This is a genomic window from Lentilactobacillus buchneri (assembly GCF_018314255.1).
In the GTDB taxonomy this organism is placed as follows: domain Bacteria; phylum Bacillota; class Bacilli; order Lactobacillales; family Lactobacillaceae; genus Lentilactobacillus; species Lentilactobacillus buchneri.
In genome coordinates this window covers 703,158-719,450 of sequence record NZ_CP073066.1, presented here as the reverse complement: position 1 = coordinate 719,450, position 16,293 = coordinate 703,158, and the positions used below count along the sequence as shown (strand labels likewise).

13 protein-coding genes are annotated in these 16,293 nt (G+C 45.6%); 5 read left to right on the top strand and 8 right to left on the bottom strand.

From position 1 onward, the window contains the following. Positions 1-2: 2 nt before the first annotated feature. Positions 3-617 carry a CBS domain-containing protein gene (locus KE627_RS03595; RefSeq protein ID WP_013728664.1) on the bottom strand — a complete coding sequence of 205 codons (615 nt, stop codon included), beginning with the start codon at positions 615-617 and terminating at the stop codon, positions 3-5. 271 nt (positions 618-888) lie between these two features. On the opposite strand from KE627_RS03595, the gene ppdK reads away from it, so the two are divergent. Further along, entirely contained in the window at positions 889-3,543 is a 2,655-nt protein-coding gene (gene ppdK / locus KE627_RS03590; RefSeq protein WP_013728663.1) for a pyruvate, phosphate dikinase, read from the top strand. Positions 3,544-3,616: 73 nt separating this feature from the next. Here ppdK and KE627_RS03585 read toward each other — a convergent pair whose 3' ends face one another. Beyond that, positions 3,617-4,186 (bottom strand): MarR family winged helix-turn-helix transcriptional regulator, encoded by a 570-nt coding sequence (locus tag KE627_RS03585; protein WP_013728662.1) that lies wholly within the window; start codon positions 4,184-4,186, stop codon positions 3,617-3,619. A 333-nt stretch (positions 4,187-4,519) separates the two neighbouring features. Here KE627_RS03585 and KE627_RS03580 point away from each other — a divergent pair, with 333 nt between their 5' ends. After that, positions 4,520-5,908: a sugar porter family MFS transporter gene (locus KE627_RS03580; protein WP_013728661.1), complete on the top strand. Its 1,389-nt coding sequence runs from the start codon at positions 4,520-4,522 to the stop codon at positions 5,906-5,908. Between the two features lie 82 nt (positions 5,909-5,990). On the opposite strand, the gene KE627_RS03575 is transcribed toward KE627_RS03580, so the two are convergent. From KE627_RS03575 to trpX, 5 genes are all read right to left on the bottom strand, one after another. Next, positions 5,991-7,337 carry a M20 family metallopeptidase gene (locus KE627_RS03575; protein ID WP_013728660.1) on the bottom strand — a complete coding sequence of 449 codons (1,347 nt, stop codon included), beginning with the start codon at positions 7,335-7,337 and terminating at the stop codon, positions 5,991-5,993. 359 nt (positions 7,338-7,696) lie between these two features. Continuing rightward, a complete protein-coding gene (locus tag KE627_RS03570) occupies positions 7,697-9,217 on the bottom strand; it encodes a YfcC family protein (RefSeq protein ID WP_013728659.1) in 1,521 nt (506 codons plus the stop codon). A gap of 342 nt (positions 9,218-9,559) precedes the next feature. Further along, positions 9,560-10,333, bottom strand: a complete 774-nt coding sequence (locus KE627_RS03565) for an ABC transporter ATP-binding protein (RefSeq protein ID WP_056939202.1) — start codon at positions 10,331-10,333, stop codon at positions 9,560-9,562. Further along, positions 10,326-11,225: an ABC transporter permease gene (locus KE627_RS03560; protein ID WP_056939201.1), complete on the bottom strand. Its 900-nt coding sequence runs from the start codon at positions 11,223-11,225 to the stop codon at positions 10,326-10,328. The genes KE627_RS03565 and KE627_RS03560 overlap by 8 nt, the downstream gene beginning before the upstream one ends. Further along, positions 11,222-12,223 carry a tryptophan ABC transporter substrate-binding protein gene (trpX, locus tag KE627_RS03555; RefSeq protein ID WP_014940466.1) on the bottom strand — a complete coding sequence of 334 codons (1,002 nt, stop codon included), beginning with the start codon at positions 12,221-12,223 and terminating at the stop codon, positions 11,222-11,224. Before trpX ends, KE627_RS03560 begins: the two co-directional genes overlap by 4 nt. A gap of 404 nt (positions 12,224-12,627) precedes the next feature. Between trpX and KE627_RS03550 the strand changes: the two genes are divergently transcribed. Beyond that, a complete protein-coding gene (locus tag KE627_RS03550; RefSeq protein ID WP_013728655.1) occupies positions 12,628-13,797 on the top strand; it encodes a hypothetical protein in 1,170 nt (389 codons plus the stop codon). Between the two features lie 73 nt (positions 13,798-13,870). Here KE627_RS03550 and KE627_RS03545 read toward each other — a convergent pair whose 3' ends face one another. Then, positions 13,871-14,902, bottom strand: a complete 1,032-nt coding sequence (locus tag KE627_RS03545) for an SDR family oxidoreductase (RefSeq protein ID WP_013728654.1) — start codon at positions 14,900-14,902, stop codon at positions 13,871-13,873. An 88-nt stretch (positions 14,903-14,990) separates the two neighbouring features. Between KE627_RS03545 and KE627_RS03540 the strand changes: the two genes are divergently transcribed. Beyond that, positions 14,991-15,431 carry a MerR family transcriptional regulator gene (locus tag KE627_RS03540; RefSeq protein WP_013728653.1) on the top strand — a complete coding sequence of 147 codons (441 nt, stop codon included), beginning with the start codon at positions 14,991-14,993 and terminating at the stop codon, positions 15,429-15,431. Between the two features lie 254 nt (positions 15,432-15,685). Then, the gene (locus KE627_RS03535) at positions 15,686-16,084 is read left to right on the top strand and encodes a hypothetical protein (protein ID WP_041805737.1); all 399 of its coding nucleotides are present in this window, start codon (positions 15,686-15,688) and stop codon (positions 16,082-16,084) included. Positions 16,085-16,293 lie beyond the last annotated feature (209 nt).

Genomic DNA, 16,293 nt, shown 5'->3' with positions numbered 1-16,293 from the left:
GATTAGTCAACACTGGTAATGAAATGTTGAAAGATTCGATTTTTAGTAATTTTGCCGACGACTTTGGTTGGCTGGTCCTTATCCACCACTGGCAGAGAATCGACTTTGCGATCCAATAAGAGCTGCCCGGTTTGGAGGACCGACATATCTGGGGTAACGGTGAAAATATTGGGCATTCGCGTCATGACTGTACTGGCAAGTGTCAGTGAAGCATTGGTATTATTCAGGGTTGCCCGTAACAAATCCTTGCGGGAAATTAAGCCGACCAGTTCTTGACGATCGCCAATGACGTAAAGGGAACCGACATCCTCGATAAACAGGGTGTTGACCGCCTCGGTCAATGTGGCATCCTCACGAATCTCAGTTGGTTTCTGCAGAATATTAGCGATCGGTTCCGCATAAAGCTTGTGATAGCTTAAAGGCTTGGCTTGAGAATCATTGTAGGTGTAACCAACTTTGGGCTTGGCTTCCAGAATGTTGAATGCCGTCAGGAGTCTGAGGTCGGATCGAATGGTCGGCATACTCAACCCCAACTCTGCAGCAATTTGGCGGCTGGTGATGGGGTCTTTCTGTTTAACAATGTCGACGATTTGGTTTTGCCGGTCGGATAGTTTCAAGTTAATCGCTCCCACTTTCGATAGTCGTTGGTCCGTACCACTAGTCCAATTCTATCATATCTGATCAAATATGTATCCAATAAAACGTCTTATTTAAGAAAACGGATTGGTAGTAAAATTCTTTTTCAACGTGCCAACCCTTTTAAGAGCAACATTTCATTACCGTTAAATAAAACGTTCTTTAAAATTTAATTTGCATTATTAAAACGTATCATATATGATAAATGCATCCAATGTAACACTCTAATTAGTTCAGAAAGGACGTTATGATATGAAATACATTTATCGCTTTGAAGAAGGTAACAAGGATATGCGTCGTTTACTTGGGGGCAAAGGGGCTAATTTGGCACAAATGACCTCACTGGGGTTCCCGGTTCCAAGTGGATTTACAATTAGTACCGAGGCCTGCCAGGCATTCTATGACAACGGTAATCAGTTGAATGACGACACGCTCGAACAAATTGATCAGGCACTCGACCAATTAAGCACTAAAGTGGGGAAACGATTCAACAGCCCGGATAATCCGTTGCTGGTTTCCGTTCGTTCCGGAGCGGCAATTTCAATGCCCGGGATGATGGACACCATCTTGAACATTGGTCTAAATGACCAGACTGTTAAAACTTTAGCGGCGATTACCGATAATGAACGGTTTGCCTACGATAGTTACCGCCGTCTCTTAGCGATGTTTGGCAACGTGGTGTACGAAATCCCCGAGGACATTTTTGACCAGATTCTCGAAGATATTAAAATCACCAATCATTATGACTCCGACCTGGACTTGACGGTGGCAGATTTGCACACAATTGTCGGTAAGTTTAAAGAACTCTACATAGCCGAAGCCGGCAAAGAGTTCCCGCAGGATCCCAAAGTTCAACTGCTTGCTGCAGTGAATGCGGTTTTTGAATCATGGAACAATCATCGCGCCCAGGTCTATCGCCGGGAAAACCATATTGCCAGTGATTTGGGAACCGCCGTTAACGTTCAAATGATGGTCTTTGGCAATGCTGGCGAAGACTCGGGGACTGGGGTTGCGTTTACCCGTAATCCAGCAACCGGGGAGAACAAATTATTCGGGGAGTACCTCTTAAACGCCCAAGGGGAAGATGTTGTGGCGGGGATTCGAACACCCCAGCCGATCAGTACATTAGCCGACACAATGCCCGATCTTTACAACGAGTTTGTGGCCACTGCCAAGAAACTGGAAATTCATTACCGCGACATGCAGGATTTGGAATTTACCATTGAACACGGAACACTGTACATGCTGCAAGCCAGAAACGGCAAACGTACGCCGACCGCGGCAGTTAAAATTGCGGTTGATTTAGTCGAAGAAGGCTTGATCTCTCGGACGGAAGCGTTGCTGAGAATTAATCCGGATTCAATTGGCGCGATTCTCTACCCAGAATTCGACGAGGAAGCCCTGCAGCAGAGCCAGCCGGCTGCCAGTGGTCTGCCGGCTTCACCAGGAGCTGCTTCCGGCCAGATCTATTTCACCGCTGAGTCTGCCAAAGCTGCCCATGATGATTTGGAACAGCAGGTTATCCTGGTTCGGCAGGATACGTCACCAGAGGACATTGAAGGGATGGTCATTAGTGAAGCGATTGTCACTTCCCGTGGTGGGATGACTTCCCACGCGGCGGTTGTGGCGCGTGGCATGGGAACCCCGGCGACGGTTGGGGTGAATGATCTGCAGGTTGACTATCAAAACGGGGTCGCCACCATTGCCGGAACTGAGCTGCACGAAGGAGACTGGCTGTCAGTTGACGGCACTAACGGTAACCTTTATTTCGGGCAGATTCAGACCAATGATTCAAGGGTCAATGACGACCTGTCGACAATTTTGGATTGGTCCAAGCAGGAAGGAGACCTGGGCGTGTATGCCAACGCCGACACGCCTGCCGATTTTGCCCAAGCACTGAAATTCGGTGCTGACGGAATTGGCCTGACTCGAACGGAGCACATGTTCTTCAAACCGGAGCGACTGCTGGAAATGAGACGGTTGATCATCGCTGAAGACGCCGAAGAACGAAAAGCCCCCCTGGCCGAGTTACTGCAGATGCAGCAGGGAGACTTTTACGAATTGTTCCGTTTATCGGAAGGCCGTTCGGTCACGATTCGTTTGCTGGATCCACCATTACACGAATTTTTACCGCACGACGCCAAAGAAATTGCTCAAGTTTCCGATCAGTTGGGAATTGACCCGGAATACCTGGTTCGTCGAGTGGATGCCCTCAAAGAAATCAACCCGATGCTCGGTCATCGTGGCGATCGATTGGCTGTAACCTTCCCAGACATTTATGAGATGCAGGTACGGGCAATCATTGGAGCTGCTTTGGAGCTGCACACCCAAGGACTGGAAATTCAGCCACACATTATGATTCCACTCACCGGTTCCAAGGCTGAGATGAGCTGGGTTCGAGACATCGTTGTGAACCAGGTCGAAAGCTTGTTTAACGAGCAAGGAACCAGGTTGAAATACACGGTTGGAACGATGATGGAAATTCCGCGGGCCTGCTTAACTGCTGATAAAGTTGCCGAAGTATCCGACTTCTTCAGCTTTGGCACCAACGATTTAACCCAGCTGACCTATGGCTTCTCCCGGGATGATGTGGGTTCGTTCATGCCAGAATACATTGAGAAGGGGCTTCTCAAAGCAGATCCGTTCCAAACGGTTGATGTAGACGGCGTCGGTGAATTAATGAAGATGGCTGTTGAGAAAGGCCGGTTTACCAAACCCAACCTGCCAATCGGCGTTTGCGGAGAAGTTGGTGGGGATCCCAAATCAATCGAGTTCTTCGAGTCGATCAATGTTTCCTATGTTTCCTGCTCACCTTACCGGGTACCGGTGGCTCGCTTAGCAGCTGCTCAGGCGAAAATTAAGATGAGTAAGAAACAGGATGTGATTGCTAATTTTGTGAAGAGTTAGAATGTGAAAAGTTAGAGTATTATATGTATGCAAAAAGGCTGCCAAATCGGCAGCCTTTCTGTGATGAAACAACTTAATCTCTTGGCGCGAATCCCATTGGTCCATGACCGCGAGGATCGCCGTGGGGACCACCAAAGCCGTGATGGCCATGAGGGCCGCCGCCAAATCCGCGGTGAGGGAAACGGTGTCCCCAACCTGGTTCGTCGTCGTGGTCAGGGAGTTTCTCTTTGAGTGACGTGTTCAATTTACTCAACAGTTCGTTTAATTGAGCCAATTCTTCATCAGAGAGCCCCGCAAAAATTTGGTCGAGCATGTCATCAGTGGAATCATCGTCTTCGATGGCTTTCTTGCCTTCGTCGGTGATGGCCACATTGGTAACTCGTTTGTCGTTTTCGTCAGGAGTCCGGGTGATCAAGCCGCGCTCTTCCAACTTGGACAACAATTCAGTCATTGATGATGGTCGGATGTCCATGATTTCAGCCAACTGACTTTGAATCAGTGTGCCTTCCTTGGACAGGATAACCAGGACTCTGTTTTGGCCCCGCAAATGGTAAGGCCGTTCTTGGTGACGGGCAAATCGTTGGGTTCCATGAAGGAAGCCGAAGAACTTGCCTAATAGTTCTCTTTTATTAATATCTGCCATATTCATTCTCCTTTAAATTGTTATACTTAGGTACCTAACAATAAGAAGTATACACTGAATTTTTTTGAACACAAGCAAAGTGTTTCGGTACCTAACTATTATAACGAATTACAAATTAGCTTTAAATCTGATTGGTTATCAACTGAATATTAGTAAGTCAAAAATGTAATTTCTTGAATTTTAGCCTCAACGTTTTTATACTGAAGGATAGTACAAATTGAGTATCTAAAGGGGGAGTATGAATACTGAACTGTTTTAATGTATTTTTGTTTCAAATGAAAGGGATTACAAGATTTGATTGATTCAGAAATGATCCCCTAAGGAGGGATAATCGTGAAAGCACGTCATTTAAGTACGTTCTTTATTTTCTTCTTTGGTGCATTAGGTGGCCTTCTATTTGGATTTGATACTGGTATTATTTCAGGTGCCTCACCATTGATTGAAAGCAATTTTAATTTAGGAACTGAACAGACTGGGTTCATTGTCTCGTCTGTTTTGATTGGTTCATCTGTTGGTGCGTTGTCGATTGGTTCACTTTCGGACCGGTTTGGTCGAAAGCGCCTGTTGGTTTTAGCCTCGATCCTATTCTTAATTGGATCAGGACTGTCAATGTTTGCCCAAGGATTTGTATCAATGGTCATTGCCCGAATCATCTTAGGCTTTGCTGTCGGATCTGCGTCAGCTTTAACGCCAGCCTATTTGGCAGAGTTGGCTGATGCACCGCACCGTGGCTCACTTGGTACGATGTTTCAGTTGATGATTACTTTAGGAATCCTGTTAGCATACGTTTCCAACTTAGGATTCTTACATCACAATCTGCTGGGATTACGTGACTGGCGTTGGATGCTTGGATCCGCTTTGATTCCAGCTTTGATGCTGTTTGTCGGTTCAATCATTCTCCCCGAATCACCACGTTATTTGGTTGAAAAGGGTCGGATTGACGAGGCTCGGGACGTTCTTCATGAACTCCGGGCAAAGACAGATGAGGATCCTGACAAGGAATTGGCTGGGATTCAAGAAGTTGCCAACCAACCCAAGGGCGGTCTCAAAGAGCTGTTTACCTTTGCTCGCCCAGCAGTGATTGTTGCGATTTTGCTGATGCTGCTTCAACAGTTAGTTGGAATTAATTCAGTGATTTATTTCCTGCCGCAAGTCTTCATTAAAGGCTTTGGTTTCCCTGAGAGTAACGCTATTTGGATTTCTGTTGGGATTGGGATTGTCAACTTCCTCTGCACGATCTTGGCATACAATATCATGGATCGATTCAACCGAAGAACCATTCTGCTATTTGGTTCAATCGTCATGGCATTGTCAATTGGAATTCTCTCAATCTTGAACTTCACTTTAAAAGTTCAAGACGCTGCTGTTCCAACCATGATCCTGATTGGAATTTATATCTTTGGTTTCGCCGTTTCATGGGGCCCAATTTGCTGGTTGATGATCGGTGAAATCTTCCCATTGAATGTCCGTGGAGTCGGAACTTCAATTGGTTCCGCTGCCAACTGGATTGGAAACTTTATCGTTTCACAATTCTTCTTGGAATTACTTCACATGTTTAACAACAATGTTGGTGGACCATTTGCCGTCTTTACCTTCTTTGCGATCGTTTCAATCTTCTTCGTCATCTACATGGTGCCAGAAACCCGTGGCAAGACGCTTGAACAAATTGAAATGGATATGCGAAAGAATGCCGCATTGAAGTCGGCTGCTCAAAACAAATAGACTCGCTTAGATTAATAGAGACACAAAAATGCTCGAGAACGATTGGTTCCCGAGCATTTTTTATATTTCATGAACGTCACGGTTAGTCTGTGCAGAGACGTTTAATTGCTTCAGCGTAAATATCCATTGCCTTGTACATACTCTTAAGCTCCCAATTTTCATTGACCTGATGCATAAAATCAGGGGTTCCTGGCAGCATGGCACCATAAGCCACGCAGTTGTTCATGGTTCGGGCAAATGTGGCACCGCCGGAAATTTGCGGTTGGGTGTCATCGCCGGTCAAATCCTTGTAGGTTGACATTAACGTCTTGACTAAATCACTGTCAGTTGGCACATACAGTGGGGCAACATAGTCAAATGCCTCGTAGTGCAGGTCATATGGTTCGGCCGCCTCCTTGAGCTTTTCAATCAATTCGTCATGATTAACGGTGACGGGAATCCGCATGTCGACTTGCATGCGAGTTTCTTTTTGATCAATTTTGAGACTGGAAATATTCATGGTCAAATGACCAGACGCCTCATCTTCGACATCGCCAAGCAGATTGGTACCGGTAGCGTCCTCCTGGAATTTCTTGCCAAAGAAGTCGAGTACGGGGCTGTCAAAGACGTTGTCCAAGGCAATTGCCAAACGCAAGACTGCATTGGTACCTTGAGGGGCATTCATGGCATGAACCGCTTTACCAACGACGGTGATGCCATCAGTGCCATGGTCTTCGTATTTGAAGCCGTGTTTGTCCAGGGATGCCTTGACTTCATCCAGCTTTGGCCCGTTGTAAGGGGCTTTGGCAGGGACGGCGTTAAAAGCATTTTCCAAATCGAGGGACAGATCATCCATCCCGGGACCAACCAGGTAGGACTGTTCCAGCCCTTTTTCTGCGTAAATCAGTGGGAATTCGGCATCGGGTGCGATTCCAAAATCAGTTGGGGATTCCTTTTGGTTATACACAGCAATCCCACGCCAAAGGGTCTCTTCGTCGGTGCCGAAGATAAATCGAATGCGGCAGTTGAACTTGTACCCACGATCAACTAGGGCTTTGACGGCGAACATGGCTGCCATCGAAGGACCTTTGTCGTCTTGGGTGCCACGGCCGTAAATGTAGCCATCTTTGATGGTTGCGGTAAATGGATCGGAATCCCAATCATTTGGATCACCGGCCGGGACAACGTCCATGTGGCCAATAATGCCAAAGATCTTATCGCCGGAGCCAATTTCAGCATAGCCATAATGGCCTTCAGGATCTTTAAACGTCTTGAAGCCATTTTCTTCAGCGATCTGTAAGACTTCGGTTAATGCGTCGTCGATTCCTTGACCAAATGGCGTCGTTTTGGAAACGGTGGCTGGATCATTGACTGAAGGTTTGCTGACTAAGCGTTTTAAGCCTTCAACAGCTTCGTTTTGTTCTGTTTCTGTGACTAATTTTTCAGACATTTTTGTTGGTGCCTCCTAGGTTGAGTTTTTTGGTTTTTGGTTGTTGTTAGTGGTTTTGGTTGGTGGCTTTTGTTTGAGGTTGATGGGTGTTTGTGGGTTCTTTTTACCGAGTGGAAAGGCGCTCCGACGGCCCTGACCCCTACTGTGTAAGCCAAAAACTTTAATGATGGACCAAAAACGTCCATCATCAAAGCTTTCGGCTTACACTCCGGGGTCACCCGGGCCTCGTCGCGCTCTGATTGAAATGCGCTCCGACGGCCCAGATGCTAACTTCTAAGGGTACTGTGATTAAAGCCCCAAAACCAGGGGCTTTAATCACAGTACCCTTAGAAACCGCATCACCCGGGCCTCGTCGCGCTCTACAGCAGTGCCATTACCCCCAGGAAAATCGCAGTCGCTAAGAACAAGTAAACCATCAATTTGAACATGAATTTCCACCAAGTCGTGATGTTGACGTGGGCAATTGTCAAGGCTCCCATCACAACGCCCGATGTTGGTGTGATTAGGTTAACCCAGCCGGATGCACTCTGGTAAGCTGTTACAACCAAGCTTGGGTCAACACCGGCGAACTTACCCATTGGGCCGATGATGCCCATCGTAGCGGCTGCCAGGCCTGACGTTGATGGAATCAAGAAGGACATTGGGATGTAGAAGATGTATGCCAAGATGATGAAGACAACCGACCCGAGGTTGGACAAGCCCATTTCACCCCAGTGGAGAACGGTTGCGGTGATGTTTCCATCATTCATGACAACTTGAATTCCACGGGCAACAGCAACAACAATTGCTACACCCATGAAGTCACTCATTCCGGCTAAGAATGATTCGATAAATGTGGATTCCTTCATATGGAAGACGAACATCACCACGATTGCCATCAAGAAGAAGAGGGTCGTAATTTCAGTGAAGTACCAGGAACCAAATGGTACCAGGTTGGAACCAACCAGACTACCTAAGAATGGCACATCTTGAACCCATTTGGTGAAACTGGTAAAGAAGGTCCAGTTCTTGTTGATTTGGTCCCATGGAATCAAGCCCATGATCATGACTAGGAATGTCAAACCAAACATCCAGAGAACGGCTTTTTGTCGGCCGGTCATCTTAGTGCCGGGTTGGTCTTCATGGTTCAACGCAAATCGTTTCAAATCTTCTTCACGCTGTTCAAAGACGTAAGACCTTGAAGGATCATTTTCAATTTTGGCAGCGTATCGGTAAACAAACAGGATACTGATTGCCACCACGATGACAAACAGGACCGCCCGGGAAATAATCCCATCTCCGGGTGAAATGTGCAGCGTTTGTGAGGCAACCCCGGTCGCAAATGGGTTAACCGTGGATGCCAAACATCCGACCTGCGAACCAACCAAGACAATTGCGACGGCCACTAGTGAATCGAAGCCGACCCCAATCATGACTGGAATTAGCAGTGGGTAAAAGGCAATGGTTTCTTCGGCCATGCCGTAAGTTGACCCACCAAGTGCAAACAAAATCATCAGCAGGGGAATCAAAACTTTTTCCTTGCCTTTGTATTTTGACACAACAGTCGCAATTCCATCATCAAGCGCCTTAGTTTGATTGACGACTCCCAAGAAGCCCCCAATCACCAGGATGAACAGTGAAACGGAGATCGCGCCTTCCGTCGTATCATTTCCGACCATTCCATAAATCGGGGCGGAGAAGACGTCCCAGATTCCCTGCGGATTAGAAGCCACCGCTTTGTAAGTGTGGGCAATGATATTGCCGGCTTTGTCGGTGCTATACTGTCCGGCAGGGATGATCCAAGTTAAAATAGCAACAAAAATAATGATCAGAAATAAGATGGTGTAGGCTGAAGGCATCTTAAATCGACGTTTCTTTGGAGTTGATTGTTGATTTTGCATAATGTTCACTTCCTTTTCCTTTACTGACTATAGTTTACAAAAAATCTATAAAGATTCTGTGAAGAAAAATCGAATTATTTACATAAGTTAAAATTATATAGAAAATTCACAATCACAAATGATTATAGACACTTTGTACGCCCTCATTATAAATAGGAAGATATAGAATATACAAAGAAAGCGCTTTAAAATTTCTCATAAACCGAATGGTAGGTCTCATTTTACTCAGATTTTAAAGGATTTGAACCTTCTCTCAAAAATGGAAGCAAGAAAAAAGGCCGGTACATGCGGATTCGCATGCACCGACCAAGTTGACATTTTAATTATAAAAGCAATCGTGCGTTACTCTTCAATATCATTAAAGAAACTCAGCAACTCTTCCTTGGTGAGATTATCCTTCTCGTCACCGGCGATATCGTAAGTGATTCGACCGTTATCCAAGACAATTAAGCGATTTCCGTATTTCAGGGCATCATCCAAATGGTGGGTGATCATCAAACAGGTTAAATGGTTGCGGGTAATTTGATCGTTCGTGGCAGTCATCAATTCTTGCGAAGTTTGCGGATCAAGGGCTGCGGTGTGCTCATCCAATAACAGGATGTCGGGGCGCTTGATGGTGGCCATCAAGAAACTCAAGGCCTGTCGCTGGCCACCGGAAAGCTTGCCAGTTGCCGTGTTCAGCCGATGTTCCAAACCGTTATTCATCACTGAGGTGATTTGCTTGAATTTATCCATGTGCGTCTTGAGATGCCGCGGTGCAAAGCCGCGACGTTGGCCACGCTTTTCGGACAGCAGCAGATTTTCTGCCACCGTCATCCGTGGCGCAGTTCCCATTTTGGGATCCTGGAATACTCGGCTTAAGAACCGGGTCCGCTTCTCAACCGACATGCTGGTGATGTCCTTGCCGTTCAGGAGAATTTGGCCGCTGGTCACAGGGAGATTGCCGCCAATGACGTTGAACAAGGTCGATTTACCGGCCCCGTTAGAACCGAGAATCGTAATGAAGTCGCCAGGGAAGACAGATAAATTCACGTGATCCATGATGTTAATCTGCTCAGGTGTGCCGTGGTTGACGGTGACCACAATGTCATTTAATTCGAAGATTGGTTCAGTCATGTTTGGTCATCCCCTTTGCTAAAGTATGGCGGATTCGGAAGCGTTTTTCCAAAACCGGGAACATCATGAATAATGCCAAGACGATAGCTGAAATTAGGTTCAAATCGTTGGCGTTGAAGCCGAGCTTGAGAACCAGCAAAATAACAAATCGGTACAAGATACTCCCGATGGTCACTGCGATCAGCCGCTGGTTCATCGTCAAATCGCCAAAGACGACTTCACCAATAATGATGGAAGCCAGGGCAACCACGATGACACCGATTCCCATATTGACGTCGGCAAAACCATTATTTTGAGCAACCAAGGCGCCACCAAGGCCAATTAAACCGTTAGAAACACCCAAGCCCATAATCTGCATGGCATCTGTGCTGATGCCAAGTGAGCGGGCCATGTTGGGATTATCACCGGTGGCAATAAATGCTTGGCCGAGGTTGGTCTGGAGAAAGTAAACAATAAGTGCTGTGACGATGGCAACCACGACGATCCCAAGAAGGACACTGTCAAAATAGGGTGGTAAGGATTCCAAAAAGTGGTTCTTTAACATGGTGGGTTTGTCGAAGAGCGATAAATTGGCTCTGCCCATGATTCTCAGGTTGACTGAGTAAGCAGCGGTCATCACCAGAATTCCGGCAAGTAATACCGGAATTTTACCTTTGGTATACAGCAAACCAGTCACCAAACCAGCCAGCATGCCTGCCACAAAGGCAATCAAAGTTGCGACTAGTGGTGAGGCCCCTGAATAAATGGCGGCGACACAGGCAGCTGCGCCCATGGGGAAGGTTCCTTCAACGGTCATGTCGGGGAAATCCAGAATTCTAAAAGTCAGGAATAAGCCGATACCGACAATTCCCCAGGTCAATCCTTGGCCGATGGCTGAGACGATAATACTCATTTGATCAATTCTCCTTTTTGTTGGGCTTCTTTTAAGAGGTTGGCAGGAATCTTGATTCCCAACTTGTTAGCCTGCTTTTCATTGATAATTAATTTTCCGTGACGGAAGAATTTAATTGGGGTGGTTGACGGCTTCTTCTTACCCTTCAATATTTGGGCACTCATCTTACCGGTCGCAACTCCTAATTGATACTGGTCGATGCCGTAAGTTGCTACGCCGCCTTGCTTGACCATCGTATCAACAGCTGGGAAAACAGGGACTTTGGCGTTATTGGCAGCGCCAACCAGTGTCTGCATGGCCCCAGCAATCGTGTTGTCGGTTGGGACATAAATGGCATCCACTGAGCGAACCGCTTGTTCAGCAACCTGGGTCAAATCGTTGGTGTTGGCGATTGAGTATGCTTTGAGACGGACGTTTTCCTGTTTGCATAATTTGACAAACATCTTGTATTGGGCAACAGCGGAGTCATCACTGGAAGTGTAGATAATTCCCAAGGTTTTCATTTTTGGCATGAATTGCTTGATCAAATTCAGCTGCTCTTTTAAAGGTGCCTGATCGGAAACACCGGTGATGTTGCCGCCGGGTTTTTCATTGTTCTTTACCAAACCAGCGCCTTTAGGATCAGTGATGGCCCCCAAGATGACGGGCTTGTGGGTAATGGTGTTGGCCAATGCCTGAGCAGATGGGGTGGCGATCCCAATTGAAAGATCGGCGTCCTCGTTGGCAAACTTGGTGCTCATGGTCTTCAAATTACTTTGATCATTTTGGGCATTTTGAAAGTCAATTTTGATGTTCTTACCAGGTTTATAGCCCTCTTCTTCAAGACCGTGGATAATTCCTTTATGGATGGCATCCAAAGCTGGATGGGACATCAACTGGAGAATCCCCACGGTTGGCTTGGCCTGGGGCTTTTGCTTCTGTTGTCCTTGGAAAAATGCAACCCCCAAGATTACGACAAAAATTAACACGACACCTGAAATTAAATATTTTTTCTTCATAATAGCTGTCTCCCTCAATTTGAATAAATATGTAACGCCATCAGTTATGCGAACAAAAAACGAGCATTCCGGTCTGACCGAAATACTCGTGATAAGTCGGCCTGCCGAAATCATCTGGCCAGACCGTTCGTTTTCCGAAAGATTGCCGGCACAGATGCGTTCATGATCGCATGCTTAAGATCAAGTCGCATCTGTGTCGATGTGACTTGTTACCGGCTTTGCCAACTGCGATTAACAAGTGAACTCATAGCAATCTTCCTTTCGTGATAGAATACCTATAATTTTAAATGATTGTCTACCTTTCGTCAACACACCAATCTGAATCCATCATGAAAATGAATACATTATTTAACACAGTGGTAACTTAATCATGATATTCTGTTATTGAAAGAGGGGGTTCATTCATGAAAAAACTCGTTAAGCTTGTCGGTGTGATGCTGGCCTTTGTCGTATTTGCTGTGGTGGCCAGCCCACAGCCCGCACAGGCAGCCCACAATAATTATCGGGTGAAAACGCTGAAGACTTATCAAAATTACAGCAACTATACTGAAGATGTTGCCTTTCACGCGAAGGCCAAAACCAAGGCGTCCGTGTGGAATAACCAGGAATTTGACAAAAATATCAAGTCGAATGTCTTCTACAAAAAGGGTTACAAACTCGCCAATCACAAAACAACCACGTGGTTTGTCGAGAAAAAGGTTCGCATCTATCACAAATTGAAGAGTGCGACTTACTATTACGTTGCCAACCGGACTGGCAACATGCAGGGGTATGTTCGAACAAATGCTTTGACTCCCGGATTTAGCCCATATGGGTATCAAATTATCAGCACAAAGTGGTATAACAAGTACGATTATTTCCACGTAAAGGATTCGTACAAAGCAAAAAATGTTTACGTATGGAATTATACCCATACTAAGAAACGGGCGAACCTGAAGGATTATCCTGGTGCTGTGTTCCAGAAAACCCATACAGTTGTCATGCAGCACAATGGGAAAGATACCAAGTACGTCTACCTGTCCGGGACTTTAAACGGTACCACCAAGAGTACCAGGGGGTACGTTGCAGAATCTGCGATCACGGGTGGGCTTAATCCCGATCATACCGGAATGAATTATGTTGATATTGGTTATTTTGTGAATAATACCGATTTTAACCAGTATCTTCAAACCGGTAAGAATCAAAAACTCGCCAGAGAAATTATTAAGTTATTCCCTAACTCTCAGCCGGATTTGGGGTTATCAAAGATCGCTGCCTATAATTATGACAGCTTTGATAATGATATTGATGGTGATCCGAGTCCGATCAGTACAACCGGCTACACCGATATCAAGACGTTCCCGGCAATTCAAAAGTGGCTTTACACCAACCACAATGCGTCCAACGCAACCAAAATTGCCGGTGTTAAGAAATTGCTGAATGCGGAAGGCTACACCGACAGTAAGCGGGCGTCCTTATCTGGATACAAACTCGGCATTCAAATTGTCAATAACATTGTCATGCCAAGTGGTGAATCTGGTGATTTGGCAAGTCGATATGGCTATGTGTTTATCCTCGGTAAAGTTGATAATTAAATCATGGTCGACTAAAGGCATTAACCTCAGTGACGTTTTGTGACGTGGGTTAATGCCTTTTTTGATGGTGCATTCACTTCAACAGGTCAAATTTGTCCATGCTCTGAAGCGTATCCAGAATTGTTTTCTCAATACTGCCGACTGGCTGCCACCCCAGCAGGTCGCGGGCTTTTTGATTACTGACATTCCGATTCACGTCCAGTAACAGTTGACCTTCTTTTGCCTGTTGGTTGAATAGGGAACCGACCCTCACCACCCAGTTTGGTAAAATTTTATCGGCAACTTCGCTTTTCAGTTGGGGGTAATGCTGTCGGATAATTGTTGCCATTTCCGGCATGGTAATCTGGCCGTCGGCGGTGGCGATAAAACGTTCCCCGGCGGCATTTGGATTTTCCATGGCGCGAATGTGCAAATCGGCAACGTCTCTGACGTCAACAATGTTGAGCGGAATGTTGGGAATGTGTTTCATGCTGCCATTCATCAAGTTTTCCAAAATACCGAAACTCCCTGATATATGCCCGTTCATTGCCGGTCCGAGAATGGCAACTGGATTGATAGTTGTCAACGCCATTGAATTGTCAGACTCATTCACCAGCTTCCAAGCTTCTTTTTCAGCGAGTAATTTTGATTTCTCATATAGGGAAAGGCCCTTTTGATCCGGATTGGTCCAGTCATTTTCATCGGTGATACTATTTTTGTCCAGATTGCTGAAACCAACGCCGCCAAAATTCGCGGTCATGACAAGTCGCTTTACTCCCGCATTCTGTGCAGCTTGGACGTTTCGGGTGATGCCGTCGATTGCTGGTCGCATTGCCGCATTTTTATCTTTGGTGTTACCGAAGAATACGGGGGATGCGACACTCATGACATCTGTGATGCCGTTCATTGCTTCCTGCCAGCCATCGTCTTTTGATAAATCAGCTCGAACAAATTCCAGCTGGTCGAGATTTGCAATGTTGTTGGCGGCTAACGTATCCAATACCAGTGATTGCTTGTCGAGAGAACGCAGCGTGGTTCTGACGTCATAACCTTTAGCCAACAATTGCGAAATAATTCGGAGGCCCAGAAAGCCGTTCCCGCCAGTTACTAATACTTTTTTAATCATTTATATTCTCCTCGTTAATTTAATATCTTTATCCTAAAGGCTAGAGTACACTCTAGTGCAAGACATTAAACTTAAAAGGGATGATGAGATGACTTATTCAATTAAAGAGGTCGCCGAAAAGACCGGCCTTTCCATTTACACGCTGCGGTATTACGACAAGCAGGGGCTCTTGCCGTTTGTTTCCCGAAACGAGGCCGGATATCGTGAGTTTACCGATTCTGACTTGAATTTTATTCACACCATTTGCTGTTTGAAGAACACTGATATGAAGATTAAGGACATTAAGAAATACATTGGTTACTGTATGCAGGGAGCCGCTTCGATTGATGACCGCAAACAGCTGTTGTTAAAGCATCGCCAAGAGGTTTTGGCAAAACAGCGGCTGTTGGCAGACAATCTGAAAGAAATTGATTACAAGCTGAACGTGTATACTGATCCAAATTCTCAGGCAATTATTGATCGGGAAGTTGCCTATGTGCAAGATGAGAAGGCTAAGAATCATTTGGCGGATCCCTTTGCTGTGAAATAGCCACAGCCTTGTGAGTGCATTCTTTTTTGTGGTGGAAATAACGCCGTGGATTTTAGAAGAAAATGCATCTTCAGTGGTTACTAAACGCCAGTGGTTGGCCGTTTCTCCCTCAACCTCGGACAAAGTGTATATTGATTAACATTCATTAAAGTGCATTGTCTCGTTTCTATTGGGGTTGTATGCTATAGATACTTATTTTCCTATAACAAAATTGCTTGGTAAAAGCACGTAAAATAGCAGGAGGACAGTCGTAAATGAACGCTGATAAGCTTAAGCGAGTTAAGAAAAGATATAAACAGTCAGGGCATCATAAACTCCAAACTAGAATTTTCAAAACAAATGACCCCCGCCTTCGCCTCTTTGATTTTGACTATGGGGTAGTTATGGGCCTCACTTCGAATACGGAAGGCATGTCAGATGTTGAAATGAGTGATGCGATCGGCTACAATTCTTCTCAACTCGGTTATGATGTTTATCGAATGCCCGATGGTCAATTCTTAATCGATGGTGTTGAAAAGGACCAAGTATTTTCCCAACATGATGGCTGCCCAGTTTTGTTACTGGTTCCACCAACGTTGCCTGAAAAAAGCCGAATTGCTCTGGAGAACAAAATATTTGAGCACAGAAACGAAGGGCCACATCCATTTTATTAGAGGCAGGTTGTAATGAAGAAATGGATGGATAAAATGAATTCCTTTTGAGCGGACCAGCTCACCTGCTGGTCCGCTCAAAAGGAGTTTTTTTGTGAGCTTAAGGAGGATCGATGGTTCTAAAAATGCGGCATTCTACATTGAAGATCTTTATAAGACCTTAACTGGATGCAAGATCAATAAATGGATCGAAAAATTCCCAACCAATCTAT